General features: G+C 64.6%; 10 protein-coding genes. 8 read left to right on the forward strand and 2 right to left on the reverse strand.

Annotation, left to right across the window (positions count from 1 at the left end; genetic code table 11):
* Window positions 1-260: 260 nt before the first annotated feature.
* The 5 genes from AS156_RS13700 (at window position 261) to AS156_RS13720 (ending at window position 7,766) form a co-directional block, all read left to right on the forward strand.
* Window positions 261-1,040: an ImuA family protein gene (locus AS156_RS13700; RefSeq protein WP_245312789.1), complete on the forward strand. Its 780-nt coding sequence runs from the start codon at window positions 261-263 to the stop codon at window positions 1,038-1,040.
* On the forward strand, window positions 931-2,712 hold the full coding sequence (locus AS156_RS13705) for a Y-family DNA polymerase (RefSeq protein ID WP_430641794.1): 1,782 nt from the start codon (window positions 931-933) through the stop codon (window positions 2,710-2,712). Before AS156_RS13700 ends, AS156_RS13705 begins: the two co-directional genes overlap by 110 nt.
* Window positions 2,709-6,170, forward strand: coding sequence for an error-prone DNA polymerase (locus tag AS156_RS13710; protein ID WP_066504619.1), 3,462 nt, complete (start codon window positions 2,709-2,711; stop codon window positions 6,168-6,170). The genes AS156_RS13705 and AS156_RS13710 overlap by 4 nt, the downstream gene beginning before the upstream one ends.
* A gap of 195 nt (window positions 6,171-6,365) precedes the next feature.
* On the forward strand, window positions 6,366-6,902 hold the full coding sequence (locus tag AS156_RS13715; protein ID WP_066504621.1) for a GlcG/HbpS family heme-binding protein: 537 nt from the start codon (window positions 6,366-6,368) through the stop codon (window positions 6,900-6,902).
* 384 nt (window positions 6,903-7,286) lie between these two features.
* Entirely contained in the window at window positions 7,287-7,766 is a 480-nt protein-coding gene (locus tag AS156_RS13720; protein WP_136626203.1) for a hypothetical protein, read from the forward strand.
* Between the two features lie 683 nt (window positions 7,767-8,449).
* Here the strand turns inward: AS156_RS13720 and AS156_RS13725 are convergent.
* A complete protein-coding gene (locus tag AS156_RS13725) occupies window positions 8,450-8,737 on the reverse strand; it encodes a hypothetical protein (protein WP_066504625.1) in 288 nt (95 codons plus the stop codon).
* Window positions 8,738-8,854: 117 nt separating this feature from the next.
* On the opposite strand from AS156_RS13725, the gene AS156_RS13730 reads away from it, so the two are divergent.
* From AS156_RS13730 to AS156_RS13740, 3 genes are all read left to right on the forward strand, one after another.
* A complete protein-coding gene (locus tag AS156_RS13730; protein WP_066504807.1) occupies window positions 8,855-10,246 on the forward strand; it encodes a CoA transferase in 1,392 nt (463 codons plus the stop codon).
* A 150-nt stretch (window positions 10,247-10,396) separates the two neighbouring features.
* Window positions 10,397-11,641, forward strand: coding sequence for an efflux RND transporter periplasmic adaptor subunit (locus tag AS156_RS13735; protein ID WP_066504627.1), 1,245 nt, complete (start codon window positions 10,397-10,399; stop codon window positions 11,639-11,641).
* 226 nt (window positions 11,642-11,867) lie between these two features.
* On the forward strand, window positions 11,868-14,996 hold the full coding sequence (locus AS156_RS13740; protein WP_066504629.1) for an efflux RND transporter permease subunit: 3,129 nt from the start codon (window positions 11,868-11,870) through the stop codon (window positions 14,994-14,996).
* Window positions 14,997-15,009: 13 nt separating this feature from the next.
* On the opposite strand, the gene AS156_RS13745 is transcribed toward AS156_RS13740, so the two are convergent.
* On the reverse strand, window positions 15,010-15,978 hold the full coding sequence (locus AS156_RS13745; protein WP_066504631.1) for an amidohydrolase family protein: 969 nt from the start codon (window positions 15,976-15,978) through the stop codon (window positions 15,010-15,012).
* Window positions 15,979-16,122 lie beyond the last annotated feature (144 nt).

Genomic DNA, 16,122 nt, shown 5'->3' on the forward strand with positions numbered 1-16,122 from the left:
CCCACCAATCCGATTGACTCCGTCGGCCCTGTTAGCTTTTATATTAGAACATATCATGAACAAATGAGCCAGTGCCTGGCTCTCTGTTCTGACCAGTGACGGCTTCAAATCTCTGTTGGAAGGAGCGGCGCAATGCCGGAGCGCGATCAGCAAAAGTGGTCGCCGGTTTTGCGTTCGATCGCGCTCCTCCTTTTAAATAAGGGCGCATGATCATGTCGCCAAACCGCTCACACTTTGGCGGATCATGCGCCACCGCACGCATGAGTACGCTTGCGTCCCTGCGCGGCAGCATCGCGCGCATCGAGGCGCCATCTGATGCGAACATGCCGAACCGCATCGCGCTCGGCCACGCAGGCGCGGATGCGATGCTGCGCGGCGGGCTTGCACCCGCATCGCTGCACGAAGTGTTCGCGAGCGGCCATCAGGGCGGGGCGGCGACCGGCTTCATCGCAGGCCTCGCCGGACGGATGTCGCCGCGCAAGCCGCTGGTCTGGGTGCGGCAGGATTTTTCCGATCGCGAAAGCGGCGCGCTGTCGATGAGCGGGCTCGCCGAGTTCGGCCTCGATCCGCGTCTGCTCGTCACGGTGCGCGCGGCCGATGTCGATACCGCGTTGCGCACCGCGGCCGACGCGCTCGCCTGCGATGCGCTGGGCGCGGTCGTGCTCGAGGTCTGGGGCGATGTGCGCCAGCTCGATCTCGTCGCCAGCCGCAAACTGACCCTGGCCGCGCAAGCCTCCGGGGTCGCCGCGCTGGTGCTGCGGATCGCGGCGACCCCGATCCCCTCGACTGCGGAAACGCGCTGGATCGTGCGCGCGGCGCATTCGCCGCCCGGCACCGCCGCCAGCGCCTGGGGTGCGCCGCGCTTCGACGCCGAACTCGTGCGCAATCGTCATGGCCCGGTCGGGCGATGGATCATGGAATGGAAATGTGATGAGTGCCTTTTCAGCGAACCGTCGGCGTATCCTCAGCCTGTGGCTGCCACGCCTTCCCATCGACCGCATCAAGCGCAAGCTCGCGCAAAGCATCGCCTCGCAAGCTGATGCACGGGAGGTGGGTGAACCTTCAAGCGAGGTGAGCACTCTGGCGGGGCTCTCTCCCCCCTTGTGGGGGAGAGTTGGAGAGAGGGGTACCACGGACGCCGGCGTATGCGGCTTACCCCTCTCCCTAACCCTCCCCCGCAAGGGGGGAGGGAACCCGGCCGCTGATGCGTCCCTTACGAATGGCAACGACATCCCCAGCGTCGTGGTCGCAAAGGACCACAACGCGATCCTGCTCCACGCCATCGACGAGGCCGCGGTGCATGCGGGGCTGTCGATCGGGCTGCCGCTCGCCAATGCCCGGGCGATCTGCCCGGAGCTCACCGTCTACGATGCCGATCCCGCGGCCGATCTGAAGACGCTGAACGACATCGCCGACTGGTGCGACCGCTTCACGCCGCTGGTGGCGCTGGACCCGCCCTATGGCTTGTTCCTCGACATCACCGGCTGCGCGCATCTGTTCGGCGGCGAGCGCGCGCTGCTGCAGATCGTGACCAACGCGCTGAGCCGCCGCGGCTTTGCCGTCGGCGCCGCCATATCAGGCACCTCGATCGCAGCCCGCACGCTGACGCGGCACGCTTCGGGGAAGATCACAGCCGATGGCGAGGAGGCCCAGGCCGTCGGCCCGCTGCCGGTGTCCGCGCTCGGCGCCGATCCTGCGATCACGACCGGCCTGCGCCGCGCCGGGCTGAAGACCATCGGCGATGTCGCCGCGCGCGCGCCGCACGAAATCTCGGCGCGGTTCGGCTCCGCGTTCACCACGCTGCTCACCTGTGCGCTCGGGCAGGGTGATGCCCCGATCAGCCCGCGCAAGCCGCTGCCGGATTACATCGTGGAGAAGCGTTTCCCGGAACCCATCGTGACCGACACCGTGATCGCGCTGACGCTGCAAAGCCTCGCCAAAATGCTTGTCGTGGCGATGGACAAGCAGGGCAAGGGCGCGCGGCAATTGGAGGCGAGCTTCTTCCGCACCGACGGCGCGGTGCGCTCGATCATGGTCGAGATCGGGCGTCCGGTGACGCGGCCCGAGATGATCGACCGCCTGTTCCGCGAGCGGCTCGAGGCGCTCGCCGATCCCCTCGATCCCGGCTTCGGCTTCGATCTCATCCGTCTCGCCGCCGGCCGCACCGAGATCGTGGTGCAGCAGCAGCGCGACCTCGACGCGTCAGTGCATGACAATGACGAGCTCTCCGCGCTGATCGACCGCATCGCCGCCCGTATCGGGGGCAAGCGCGTGGTCGTGCATCTGCCGCTGCAGAGCCACATCCCCGAACGATCGGCGCTCGCCGTTCCGGCGCAGCATCATCTCGCCGCCGCGATCGCCGCAGCCTGGCCGGAACGCGTCGCAGGCGAGCCGCCGCTGCGACCGTTCAGGCTGTTCGAGCGGCCCGAGCCGATCAAGGTGCCGTTCGCGACCGTGCCTGACGGTCCGCCGCATCAGTTCACCTGGCGACGCGCGCGGCATGAGGTGGTGCGGGTCGAGGGCCCCGAACGCATCGCGATGGAATGGTGGCAGCAGGACGGCAAGCGGCTGACCCGCGATTACTTCCGCGTCGAGGACACCGAGGGCCAGCGCTTCTGGATCTTCCGCGACGGCCTCTATGAGAGCGAGCTAAGGGACGAAGACGGCAACCCCGTTCCGGCCAACTGGTATGTGCACGGGCTGTTCGCATGAAAGCCCCGCCCGACTATGCCGAGATCGGCATCACCACCAATTTCTCCTTCCTGCGTGGCGGCTCCGATCCGCGCGCCTATGTGCATCAGGCGAGCGAGCTCGGGATTCCCGTGATCGGGATCGCCGATCACAACACGCTGGCCGGCGTGGTGCGTGCCTGGAAGGAGCTCGACAATTCCGAGGTCAGGCATCCGCCAAAGCTCCTGATCGGCGCCCGTATCGTCTTCATCGACGGCACGCCCGACATCCTGGTCTATCCGCGCGACCGCGCCGCCTACGGCCGGCTGTGCCAGTTGCTGACCCGCGGCAAGCGCGGCGATGACATCTTGCGGATAGAGAAGGGCGAGTGTCATCTGAAACTGTCCGACCTTCTCGATTACGCCGAAGGCCAGCTTCTGGTGCTGGCGCTGCCGCATCGCTTCGATCCGGCGCAGGAGCTCGATCTGCTGGCAAGACTGAAGCAGAGCTCCGCCGAAGGCGTCTGGCTCGCCGCAAGCCTGCTCTATCGCGGCGACGACAGGCGCCGCCTCGCGCAGTTGCATGGGCTCGCCACTGATGCCGATGTGCCGCTGCTTGCGACCAACGAGGTGCTCTATCATCATCCCGCGCGCCGCCCTTTGCAGGATGTGCTGACCTGCATCCGCGAGAAGACTACGATCGAGGCGGTTGGCCGCAAGCTCGAGGCCAATGCCGAGCGCCATCTCAAGCCCGCCCATGAGATGATGCGGCTATTCCGCGACTGGCCTGCCGCAATCGCCGAAACCATGCGCTTTGCGGAGCGCATCAGCTTCTCGCTGGACCAGCTCAAGTATCAATACCCCGATGAGCCGGTGCCGCCGGGCAAGACCGCGCAGCAGCATCTGGAGGATCTGACCTGGGCCGGCGTCGACAAATATTTCGGCGGTGTGGCCAAGATCGATGCCAAGCTTCACGCCACTCTCAAGAAAGAACTCGCGCTGATCGCCGAGCTGAAATACGCGCATTACTTTCTCACCGTGCACGACATCGTGCACTATGCGCGCAGCCAGAAGATCTTGTGCCAGGGGCGGGGCTCGGCGGCGAATTCGGCGGTCTGCTACGTGCTCGGCATCACCTCGGTCGATCCGACCAAGGTCGATCTGCTGTTCGAGCGCTTCATCTCTAAGGAACGGCTGGAGCCGCCCGACATCGACGTCGATTTCGAACATTCGCGGCGCGAGGAGGTGATGCAATATGTCTACCGCCGCTACGGCCGTCATCGCGCGGCGATCATCGCCACCATCATCCATTATCGCCCGCGCAGCGCGATCCGTGACGTCGGCAAGGCGCTCGGGCTAACCGAGGACGTCACCGCCGCGCTTGCCGACACGGTGTGGGGCAGCTGGGGCAAGGGCCTCAACGACATGCAGGTGCGGCAGGCCGGGCTCGACCCAAAGAATGCGATGATCAACCTCGCGGTCGAGCTCGCCACCGAGCTGATCGAGTTTCCCCGCCATCTCTCGCAGCATGTCGGCGGCTATGTGCTGACCCAGGATAGGCTCGACACCTATGTGCCGATCGGCAACGCCGCGATGGACGACCGCACCTTCATCGAATGGGACAAGGACGATGTCGACGCGCTCAACATGATGAAGGTCGATGTGCTGGCGCTGGGCATGCTGACCTGCATCCGCAAATGCTTCGACCTGATCGAGCGGCACAAGGGCAAGCATCTGGAATTGGCGACCGTCGAGCAGGACGACGAAGAAGTCTACGACATGCTGTGCCGCGGTGAATCGCTCGGCGTGTTCCAGGTCGAGAGCCGTGCCCAGATGAACATGCTGCCGCGGCTGAAACCGCGAGAGTTTTACGATCTCGTCATCGAGGTTGCGATCGTGCGCCCCGGACCGATCCAGGGCGACATGGTGCATCCTTATCTGAGGCGGCGGAACAAGATTGAGAAGGAGAGTTATCCAGCGCCGTCGCCCGAGCACGGCCCGCCAGACGAACTCTTTAATGTCCTGCACAAGACGCTCGGCGTGCCGCTGTTCCAGGAACAGGCGATGCGGATCGCGATCGAGGCGGCAAAATTCACCTCCGAGGAGGCCAACGGCCTGCGCCGCTCGATGGCGACCTTCCGCAATCTCGGCACCATCGGCACCTACGAGGAGAAGCTGGTCGGCAACATGGTCGCGCGCGGCTACTCGCCGGACTTCGCCCGAAGCTGCTTCGACCAGATCAAGGGCTTTGGCAGTTACGGCTTCCCGGAAAGCCACGCCGCGAGCTTTGCGCAACTCGTCTACATCTCCTCATGGCTGAAGCACTATCATCCTGACGCCTTCTGCTGCGGCCTGCTCAACTCGCAGCCGATGGGTTTTTATGCTCCCGCACAGATCGTCGGCGACGCCCGCAAGAACGGCGTCAAGGTGCGCGAGGTCGATGTGTCCCATAGCTTTGCGCAGAACACGCTGGAGGAGAAGGACGGGGAGCACTGCGCCGTGCGGCTCGGCTTCCGCCAGATCGACGGGTTTCACTGGCTGGATGAGGACGAGGAGAGGCTGAAACGCCTCCAGACGTCATTCCGGGGCGCGCCCCTTGGCACGAGCCCGGAATCCATCTCTCAACATGAATGCGGCCCGATGGATTCCGGGTTCGATGCTGTCGCATCGCCCCGGAATGACGAGAAAGACTGGGCCGACCGCATCGTCGCTGCGCGCAGCCGGCGGCCGTTCACCTCGCTGGAAGAATTCGCCCGCGACACCGGCCTGCCCAAGCGCGCGCTGATCCTGCTCGCGGACGCCGATGCGTTCCGCTCGCTCGGGCTTGATCGCCGTGCGGCGCTGTGGGCGGTGCGGCGGCTGCCTGACGACGTGGCGCTGCCGTTGTTCGAGGCGGCGACGGCGCGCGAGCAGCCGGATGAGAACGCAAAGCCGTTGCCGGAAATGCCGCGCCCCGAGCAGGTGGTCGCCGATTATCAGACCATCCGCCTGTCGCTGAAGGGTCATCCGATGGAATTCCTGCGCGAGATGTTCACCAGGGAGCGCGTCGTCGCCTGCCACGAGATCAATCGCGACCACGACCGCCGTCGCGTGCGCTGCGCCGGCGTGGTGCTGGTGCGGCAGCGGCCGGGCAGCGCCAAGGGCGTCGTCTTCATGACGCTGGAGGACGAGACCGGCATCGCCAACATCGTGGTGTGGCCGAAGGTGATGGAGCAGTACCGGAAAGAGGTGATGGGCGCGCGCCTGATCCTGGTCGAGGGCTATATACAGAGCAGCCCGGAAGGGGTGACCCATCTGGTGGCGCAGCGCATGATCGACCGCTCTCACGATCTGATCGGTCTCGCCAACGATTCCCTCAGCCGCAAGCATCCGTTGCCCGTGGGCCCGGCGCTGATCGAGCCGCTCAATGACGATCGCCGCGATCACGTCGATACGCCGGCGCAAAAAATCCGCCACCCGCGCAATGTCCGCATCCTGCCGCCGTCACGGGATTTTCATTGAGGCGATCGTCGGGCGTTTGTCTCCGGAAGCGAATTGCCGCCGACAGGCATGCATCCGACGATGCGAGATAGGTCCAAGCGGCCCGCATACCCGTGCCGCGCCCGCCGATGTCGTCTTGCGTCGACCAATTGCTATCGTCCCCCGTCCGGGCGATCGACCCGGGTGTCGACAAGAACAATCATTTGGGAGGACTACATGCGTTGTTTCACTGCGCTCCTTGGCGCGGCCTGCGTCGCGTTCGTCACGGCCACCGGCGCTCTTGCCCAGACACCCCCCAATTCCGACAACCCGAACGACGCCATTCCCGATGCCCTGACGCCGCCGCCCTATGGCGAGCCGATCAATCTGGAGACCGCCAAGAAGGTCGCCGCCGCCGCTGTCGCCGAGACGCAGAAGCGGAACTGGAATGCGTTCTGCATCGCGATCGTCAATCCGAGCGGCGATCTCGTCTATTTCGAGCGGCAGGACAATTGCCAATACGCCTCGGTCGAAGTCTCGCAGCACAAGGCGCGCACCGCGACCCGCTATCGCCGGCCGACTCTGGTGTTCGAAACGCTGATGGGCAAGGGGCAGTACTTCGCCTATCTCGCGACGCTCGATGGCGTGATCGCGTCGCGCGGCGGCAACCCGCTTGTTGTCAACGGCAAGGTCATCGGCGCCATCGGCGTCAGCGGCGGCTCCGGCTCGCAGGACAACGTGATCTCGCTCGCCGGCGTGGCGGCGCTGAAATAGGCTCGCGCCGCATGCAATGAACTGCCGCGGGACGGACCGATCCGGCCCGCGGCAGTTCCGCTTCGATCGACACAATCTGAGCTAAACCCTTAAGCAACCTGAAAGCGAAGCGATGTACCGTTTCTATCGGCCAAGCCGGCCTTGAACACGGGTGATTGGTTGCAGCATTCGGAATCGCCGCGGAAGCCGCGGGGCCTCGTTGTCGTCAGCCAGCCCGATCGAAAGCCTTCCCGGATCGACAGGCTGAATCTCTGGTTGTCAAAGGGCTCGACGATCGATGGTCTTTGGGTTGGCACCCGGGAATCCAAGGCATATCCCGGCTTGCGCAGGGTCGAAGAGGCGTTGCAGTTCATCAAGTATCACGATCCCCTCAACTATGACCGCGTGACCAGCAATCTCGACCGAGTATGGGTAGACCTGATTCCGGGGTCCCTTGCGCATTACCGCTCATCGCTCAACGCCTGCGTGATCGACGAACGATTTGTCCTCGATCAGGCGACGACGGTCGAAAGAATCGCGTCCACCATCGTTCATGAGGCGACCCATGCCCGGCTCGAGGCATGGGGCATCGTCTATGTCGAGCAGGATCGCTCACGCATCGAGAGGATCTGCATGCGTCGCGAGTTGAATTTCCTCGCCAGGGTGTCGGCGAGTGATTCGCTGCAGGCCGAGATCGGTCGGACGATCGAATGGTACGACAACAACCATAATCAGTTCTCGGACACTATCTTTCAAGACCGCGAAGAGCAGGGCGCGGTCGAAACGCTACGCCATCTCAGTGTACCGAACTGGGTCCTCAGGCTTGTGTTGTGGGTGATCTGGCGGCGGCGAATGCGTCGGTTCACTGTACAGGCCATGAAGTGAAGATCGTAGGATGGATTTCGCTTCGCTCTATCCTACGGGCGCAGATTATTTTCGGATTTTCGTAATTTAACTTGACGCCGTACCCAACTCAGGTGTTCAATCCACCGGTCTCACCCGATGAGGGGCGTTTCGCGAACGTCACGAACGCGGTGTGGGATGCGGTGGACGCCGAGCGTGCGACTGACGAGAGCACGCGAAGCGGACGGCGAAGTCGTGCAGGCCTGACGCCCTAGTGGCAGGTGTCTTTTCGCATTGCGCGGTGCGCGTTGTGAAGACGGTGACAAAAAAGCCCAGTCTCACCGGGGGGAGCACGTATAAGCCGTAAACCATCGCGCAGGGAAAGCCGGATTGCTCCGGTTACACCTGTGGTCCTACCCCTGTGCTTTTTTTTGTTGCACAGGGCCCATGGGTGCGATCGGCACCCGGCTTTCCCTGCGCCCTCTGCGAAGAGAGGGTGAAACGAAAGACAAGACTCGGACAGGTCATGTCGCGAGAATGCGAATGTATGACTCACCAGCGGTTCAGCACACTCAGTGTCGTCCCTGCGAAAGCAGGGATCCATAACCACGAATGTCTATTGTTGCGCGAAGCTCGAACGACGAGTCCCACCCACAACATCCGCCGCGGAGTATGGGTCCCTGCTTTCGCAGGGACGACAATTAAATGCGTTTGTGCGTCAAAAACTACTCCACCGCCGCCCCGACAGGTGGGCCGCCGGGCGGCCGATGCAGGAAGGTGATCGACGCATAGGCGCCCACCCAGGAGCCGGCCGCGGCGAAGGCGACGTAGATCCAGTTCTCGGTGTAGCTGATCACGGCATAGGACGAGAGCAGGTACCAGATGCTGCTCCAGGTCGCCGCCGGCACGCGCTTGCGCGCCACGACCGCCGAGGTGAACATGACATAGACCGCGTCGGTGGCCGCGGTCGCGACGAACACGCCGCCGGCGGTGAGGGGATCGATGGCAGCCATTGCAACTCCTGTTCCGGTCGGGCGGGGCCCTTGAAAAGCTGGGCGTGACGGGCCAAACCGGGCACCGCCTTTCTGTCATCATGCTCGGGCATACAACGGTCGGAAAGAGGGATGCGCATGCAGGATGTCCGTGAAATCCTTGCCGATATCTGGACTTCAGCCGGCGGCGCGCCGTCCGCGCTAGCTTACATGAACCTGACAGGTGCGGAGCCGCAACTACCGTCGTCGTTCCGCGTCGGCGCGGCCGCGCAGACCTCGATCGCCGCGGCGGGCCTGGCGGCTGCGGAGATCTGGCGCGCGCGCAGCGGCGAGACGCAGGACGTCGCGGTCGACATGCGTCACGCCGTGGTCGAATGCCGAAGCGAACGTTACCTGCGCGTCGATGACAAACCGCCGCCACCGACCTGGGACAAGATCGCCGGCGTCTATCGTGTCAGGGACAACCGCTTCGTTCGTCTCCACACCAATTTCCCGCACCATCGCGACGCCGTCTGCAGGGTGCTGAATTGCAAGGCCGAGCGCGAAGACGTGCAGGCCGCACTGATGCAGTGGGATGGCGAGGCATTCGAGACCGCGGCCTATGCCGCCGGCGGCGTCGTTGCGATGATGCGCTCGTACGACGAATGGTCGGCGACGCCGCATGCGAAGGCGCTGGCGACGCTGCCGCTGATTCTGATCGAGAAGATCGGGGAGGCCGCGCCAAAACCCTGGCCTGGCGGCGACAGGCCGTTGGCCGGCATCCGCGTCCTCGATCTGTCGCGCGTCATCGCGGGTCCGGTGGCCGGCCGCACGCTCGCCGCGCATGGCGCCGACGTGCTCTTGATCTCCGGTCCCGATCTGCCCGCGATCCCGTGGCTGACCATCGACACAGGCCGCGGCAAGCTCACGAGTTTCGTCGAACTGAAGAGCGAAGCGGGCCGCAGCGTGATGCGCGATCTCCTCGCGCAGGCCGATATCCTCTCGCAGGGGTATCGGCCGCAGGCGATCACGGGTCTCGGCTTCTCGCCGGAGCAGGCGGCGCGCATCAACCCCGGCATCGTCTATGTGACACTGTCGGCCTATGGCCACGCCGGTCCGTGGGCGGACCGGCGCGGCTTCGATTCCCTGGTGCAGACCACAACCGGCTTCAATCACGCCGAAGGGCAGGCAGCCGGGATCGACGGACCGAAGGAACTGCCGGCGCAGATGCTCGACCATGCCACCGGATATTTCATGGCGTTCGGCGCCATGATGGCGAAGGCCCGCCAGGCGCGCGAGGGCGGTAGCTGGCATGTCCGGGTGTCGCTGGCGCAGACCGGGCGTTGGCTGTGGGATCTCGGCCGCGTCGCGGGCGGTCTCGCCACCGAGGACCTGAAGGCCGATGCTGTGACGCCGTTCATCGAGCAGCTTCCGTCCGGTTTCGGCACGCTGAGCTCGGTCAGGCACGCGGCCGCGCTGTCGAAAACGCCCGCCCGCTGGGCGCGCCCCGCCATGCCGCTCGGCAGCCATGCTCCGGAGTTTCCCGGATGAGGCATTCAGCTGCCGTTCAGGCCCCCGAAACTTTAACGTTAGCCTTGGCCGAACTGAGATTTTTAGGTTGTTTGCAACACCAATTCGGCACTATTAGCGCACCGCTGGGGCCGTCCCGCCGGAAGCTGAAACGATCGACCCCCGGACCACATGCTTAAACAGTTTACCAAACGGATGCAGAGCCTTAGCCGCCAGGGGCTGGTGACGGTCGTGGCGGTGCTCGCACTGGCCGGTGCCGGTGCCTATGGTTATACGCGTCTCAACGCCGCCAAGCCGGCGTCTTCGGAAGTCTCCAGCCAGTCCCGCAAGGGGTCCTCGCGCTATACGCCGACCGCGGCCGAATGGGCCAGCCTGACCTTCCAGACGGTGACCGAACACACCTTCCGCTCCGAACTGGTGACCGAGGGCAAGATCGGAATCGACGAAGACCGCTCCACCCCGGTCTATTCGCCCTATACGGGCCGCGTGACCCGGCTGCTGGTGCGGCCGGGCGAGAGCGTGGTCAAGGGACAGCCGCTGTTCGTGATCGAAGCCGCCGACACCGTGCAGGCGCAGAACGACTATGTCTCGGCGATGACCGGTCTCAACAAGGCGCAGTCGGCGCTCGATCTCGCGCAGATCCAGGACACCCGCGCCAAGGACCTGTTCGAGGGCAAGGCGATCCCGCTGAAGGATTACCAGCAGACGCAGGCGACGCTGGTGCAGGCCCAGAACGACGCGCGTTCGGCGCAGACGCAGCTCGAGGCCGCGCAGAACAAGCTGCACATCCTCGGCTTCGGCGACGACGCCATCACGACGCTGCAGCAGAAGGGCCGTCTCAATCCGGAGACGACGGTGTTCGCGCCGCTCGGCGGCACCATCGTTCAGCGCAAGGCCGGCCCGGGTCAGTACGTCTCGACCGGCGCCAGCGATCCAGTCTACGTGATCGGCGACCTCTCCACGGTCTGGCTGATCGCCTATGTCCGGGAATCCGACGCCGACAATGTCGCGGTCGGGCAGGACGTCAGCTTCAGCGTGATGGCGCTGCCGGGCAAGGTGCTGAACGCCCGGATCAACTACGTGGCTGCCGCGATCGATCCGACCTCGCGCCGCCTCCTGGTCCGCGCCACCATCGACAACAAGGACAACCGGCTGAAGCCGGAGATGTTCGCCAACGTGACGCTGTACTCGACCGGCGATCACCCGGCGGTCGGCGTGCCGAAGCAGGCGCTGATCTACGAGGGCGACCAGGTCCGGGTCTGGGTCGTCCGCGACGACAAGACGATCGAGCTGCGCCAGATCAAGCCCGGCCTCACCAACGGCGATCTCGTCGAGGTCGCCGGCAACCTGAAGTCGGGCGAGCAGATCGTGACGAAGGGAAGTCTCTTCATCGATCGCGCCGCGTCCGGCACCTGAGAGGCTATGAACCCATGCAATCTCGTCATTGCGAGGAGCTCGCGATAAAATTGCAGGGGCAATTTTGCGCTGAAGCGACGAAGCAATCCATGTCTCCGCCTGCGGAGCTATGGATTGCTTCGCTTCGCTCGCAATGACGAGGATAGACCAATCACCCTGAGGCACATGATCCGAAGCGGTCATGCTCAATCCAAAACGCCCTTCCAGCCTGAAAGCTCCGATCTGAATGGATCGTCTTGTCGCCCTTGCCGTCAGCCGCCGCTACTTGATGGTGGCCATGTTCGTCGCCGTGATGATCGGCGGCCTCCTCGCGTTCAAGCAGCTCAACATCGAGGCCTATCCCGATCCGACCCCGCCGATGGTCGACATCGTGACGCAGAGCCCGGGCCTCTCGGCGGAAGAGATCGAGCGCTACATCACGATCCCGATCGAGACCCAGGTCGCCGGCATCAAGAACCTCAAGACCATCCGCACCATCTCGCTGTACGGCCTCTCCGACGTCAAGCTGCAGTTCTCCTTCGACTACACCTATGACGAGGCGCTGCAGCAGGTCTTGAACCGTCTGTCACAGCTCGCGCCGCTGCCGGGCAATGTGCAGCCCGGCATTTCGCCGACAAGCCCGATCGGTGAAATCTTCCGTTACCGGCTTAAGGGTCCGCCGAACTACAGCGTGCTCGATCTCAAGACGCTGCAGGACTGGGTGCTGCAGCGCCGCTTCCGCGCGGTGCCCGGTGTGATCGACGTCACCGGCTGGGGCGGCAAGACCAAGACCTATGAAATCCAGGTCGACTTCAACAAGCTGGTCGCCAACGGCCTGACCCTGCCGCAGGTGCTGCAGGCCGTTTCCAACGCCAACATCAATGTCGGCGGCAACACCGTGAACATCGGTTCGCAGTCGGCCGTGGTGCGCGGCGTCGGCCTGATCCGATCGATCGACGACCTGTCCAACACCATGATCTCGCAGTCCGGCGGCAATCCGGTGCTTGTCAAGGATATCGGCACCGTCACCGTCGGCGAGAAGCCACGGCTCGGCATCGCCGGCATCGACGATGACGACGATATCGTGCAGGGCATCGTGCTGATGCGACGCGGTGAGCAGAGCTCGCCGACGATCGCCCGCGTGGAGCAGCTCGTCAAACAAATCAACAGCTCTTCGATCCTGCCGCCTGGCGTGAAGATCGAACGCATCTACGACCGCAAGGACCTGATCGAGCTCACCACCCACACCGTGCTGCACAACATGGTGGTTGGCATCCTCTTGATCGTGCTGCTGCAGTGGATATTCCTCGGCGATCTCCGCAGCGCGATGATCGTCGGCGCGACGATACCGTTCGCGCTGTTCTTTGCCGTGATCATCCTGGTGCTGCGCGGCGAATCCGCCAATTTGCTGTCGGTCGGCGCGATCGACTTCGGCCTGATCGTCGATGGCACCGTCATCATGGTGGAGGCGATCTTCAGGCGGCTGTCGCAGACCACGGCGCTGTCGGAGGCCGAGCAGAGCCATATCTCCGAAGATACGGTGATGGGGATGAAGAGCCACGCGATCCTGTCGGCCGCGGCCGACGTCTCGCGCTCGATCTTCTTTGCCGCCACCATCATAGTCGCGGCCTTCCTGCCGCTGTTCACGCTTGGAGGCGTCGAGGGCAACATCTTCGGGCCGATGGCGCGGACCTATGCCTATGCGTTGGCCGGCGGCCTGCTGGCGACGTTCACGGTCACGCCGGCCTTGAGCGCAATCATCCTGCCGGCGCATATCCACGAGACCGAGACCTGGATCGTCGGGAAGCTCCACCAGATCTATCTGCCGGTCCTGAACTGGGCGGTTGCCAACCGCAAGGTCGTGATGGCCGGCGCCGCCGGCCTCGTGGTCATGACCATCATCTTCGCGCGATTCCTGGGCCTCGAATTCCTGCCCAAGCTGGAAGAGGGCAATCTGTGGATCCGCGCCACGCTGCCGCCGACGATCTCGCTGCAGGAGGGCAACACCTACGTCAACGAGATGCGGCGCCTGATCCGCGCGCGTCCCGAGGTGGAGGCCGTGGTGTCGCAGCACGGCCGGCCGGACGACGGCACCGACGCTGCCGGTTTCTTCAATGCCGAGTTCTTCGCGCCCCTGAAACCCGCGAGCGAATGGCCCGGGACGCATGACAAGGACGAGCTCACCGCGCAGCTGCTGGCGCAGTTGCAGGACAAGTTCCCAGGCGTCGAATTCAACTTCTCGCAGTATCTGCAGGACAACGTCTCGGAAGCGGTATCGGGCGTGAAGGGCGAGAACTCGATCAAGCTCTACGGCAGCGACCTGCAGGCGTTGACCGACACCGCCAACAAGATCAAATCCGTGCTCTCGACCGTGCAGGGCATCACCGACCTCGCGGTGTTCACCTCGCTGGGGCAGCCGACGATCCAGATCGACGTCGACCGGGCGCGGGCGGCGCGCTATGGCCTGTCACCGGGCGACATCAACGCCACGATCAAGGTCGCGGTCGGCGGCGACAGCGCCGGCGACCTCTATGAGCCCGGCAGCGATCGGCATTTCCCGATCATCGTGCGGCTGGCGCCGGAGTACCGCAAGAGCGCAGAGGCGATCCACAATTTGCGCATCGGCGTGGCGAACGGCAATGGCGGCATCACGCAGATTCCGCTGAGCGAGGTTGCGTCGATCAAGCTGGTCTCGGGTGCCGCCTACATCTATCGCGAGCAGCAGGAGCGCTATCTGCCGATCAAGTTCTCGGTGCGCGACCGCGACCTCGGCAGCGCGATCCTGGAGGCGCAGCAGAAGGTCAACGAGCAGGTGCAGCTGCCGCCCGGCTCGCATCTCGAATGGGTCGGCGAGTTCGGCAATCTGCAGGACGCGATCAAGCGGCTGTCGATCGTGGTGCCGATCAGCCTTGCGCTGATCGCGGCGCTGCTGTTCTTCAACTTCGGCTCGATGGTCGACACGCTGCTTGCCATGAGCGTGATCCCGATGGCGATCTTCGGCGGCGTGCTCGGGCTCCTGATCTCGGGGATTCCGTTCAGCGTGTCGGCGGCGATCGGCTTCATCGCGCTGTTCGGCATTGCGGTGATGGACGGCATCATCATTCTGTCGCAGTTCAATCAGCTGATCGACGAGGGCTACGACCGCATGCGCGCGGTGATCCGGACCGGCGAGTTGCAGCTTCGTCCGGTGCTGATGACCTGCGTCGTCGCCGGCATCGGGCTGTTGCCGGCGGCGGTGTCGGAGGGCATCGGCTCGCAGGTGCAGAAGCCGCTCGCGATCGTCGTCGTCACCGGCATGCTGCTGGCGCCGCTGGTGATCCTGGTCACGCTGCCGGTGCTGATCTCCTATTTCTCGCGCCGGCCGCGGGAGCGTTAGTGAAGCGTGATGGTCAGGCGAAGCCGTAAAGCCGTGCCGGATTGTCGACCAGGATGGTCTTGCGGACCGCGGCATCCGGCGCCCAGACCGGAAGCTGGTTGAGGAGGCGGCCGTCGTCGATCTGGTACAGCGGCGTCACGTCGGTGACCTTCTTGCCGGGCGGCGTCACCGAATCCGGGTGCGGCCAGTCGGTGCCCCAGACGATGCGCTCGGCATTGGCCGCGATCAGCGCCTTCGCCAGCGGCGCGGCGTCCGGATAGTCGGGTGCGAGCTTGGAGGCGCGGTAGGCGCCGGAGATCTTGACATAGGCCTTGCCGGATTTGACGAGCTCGAGCAGGTCGGCAAATCCCGGCTGCGTGATGCCCAGCGCGGCCTCGGCGCCGCCGAAATGGTCGAACACGACCGGGACCGGGGAGGCGGCGACCAGGTCCTTGATCGCCGAGATCATGGCGAGGCTGGTGAAGAGCTGCACGTGCCAGCCGCGCGCCTTCATCCGCTCCACCGCGGCCGAGAAGCGCTGCCGGCCGACATTTGGATCGTTGACGCCGCCGGTCGCGAGGTTGAGACGGATGCCGCGAAAGCCGGCCTTCTGCATGGCGTCGAGATCGCTCTCGCTGGTCTTGTCGTCGATCACGGCCACTCCGCGCGCCGTCGGGCCACGGGCCATGATGCCGAACAGCGTCGCGGAATTGTCGGGGCCGTAAACGCTCGGGGTCACGATTACCACGCGCTCGATGTGCAGGGCCTTGTGGAGCGCGCTCATCTCCTCCGGCGATGCCTGTTCCGGCGTGTAGACGCGGCCCGCGAAGAACGGGAATTTTGCCGGGTCGCCATGGATGTGGGTGTGGCAGTCGCATGCCCCGACCGGCACGTCGAAGTTGACGGCGGTCGATGGTTGCGAAGCCTTGGAAAATGCGTTGCTGCTGTTCATGGTCACTCCCGCCGCGATGGAAGCCAGCATCATACTGCGTCGCGTCAGCATTGGACGTCTCCCTGCGTGCTCGACTGTTATGCGCGTTGTCCGCGCGTCGGCGTTATGTGTCGCCGGCGGGGAGGGAGGTTATCGGTGGATCGCTCGGGCGGGAAGGGCTCGGCGCTCGCTGTGCGAGCGGTTCCGCATCGACGC

Origin of the sequence: Bradyrhizobium macuxiense (assembly GCF_001542415.1) — a bacterium.
In the GTDB taxonomy this organism is placed as follows: domain Bacteria; phylum Pseudomonadota; class Alphaproteobacteria; order Rhizobiales; family Xanthobacteraceae; genus Bradyrhizobium; species Bradyrhizobium macuxiense.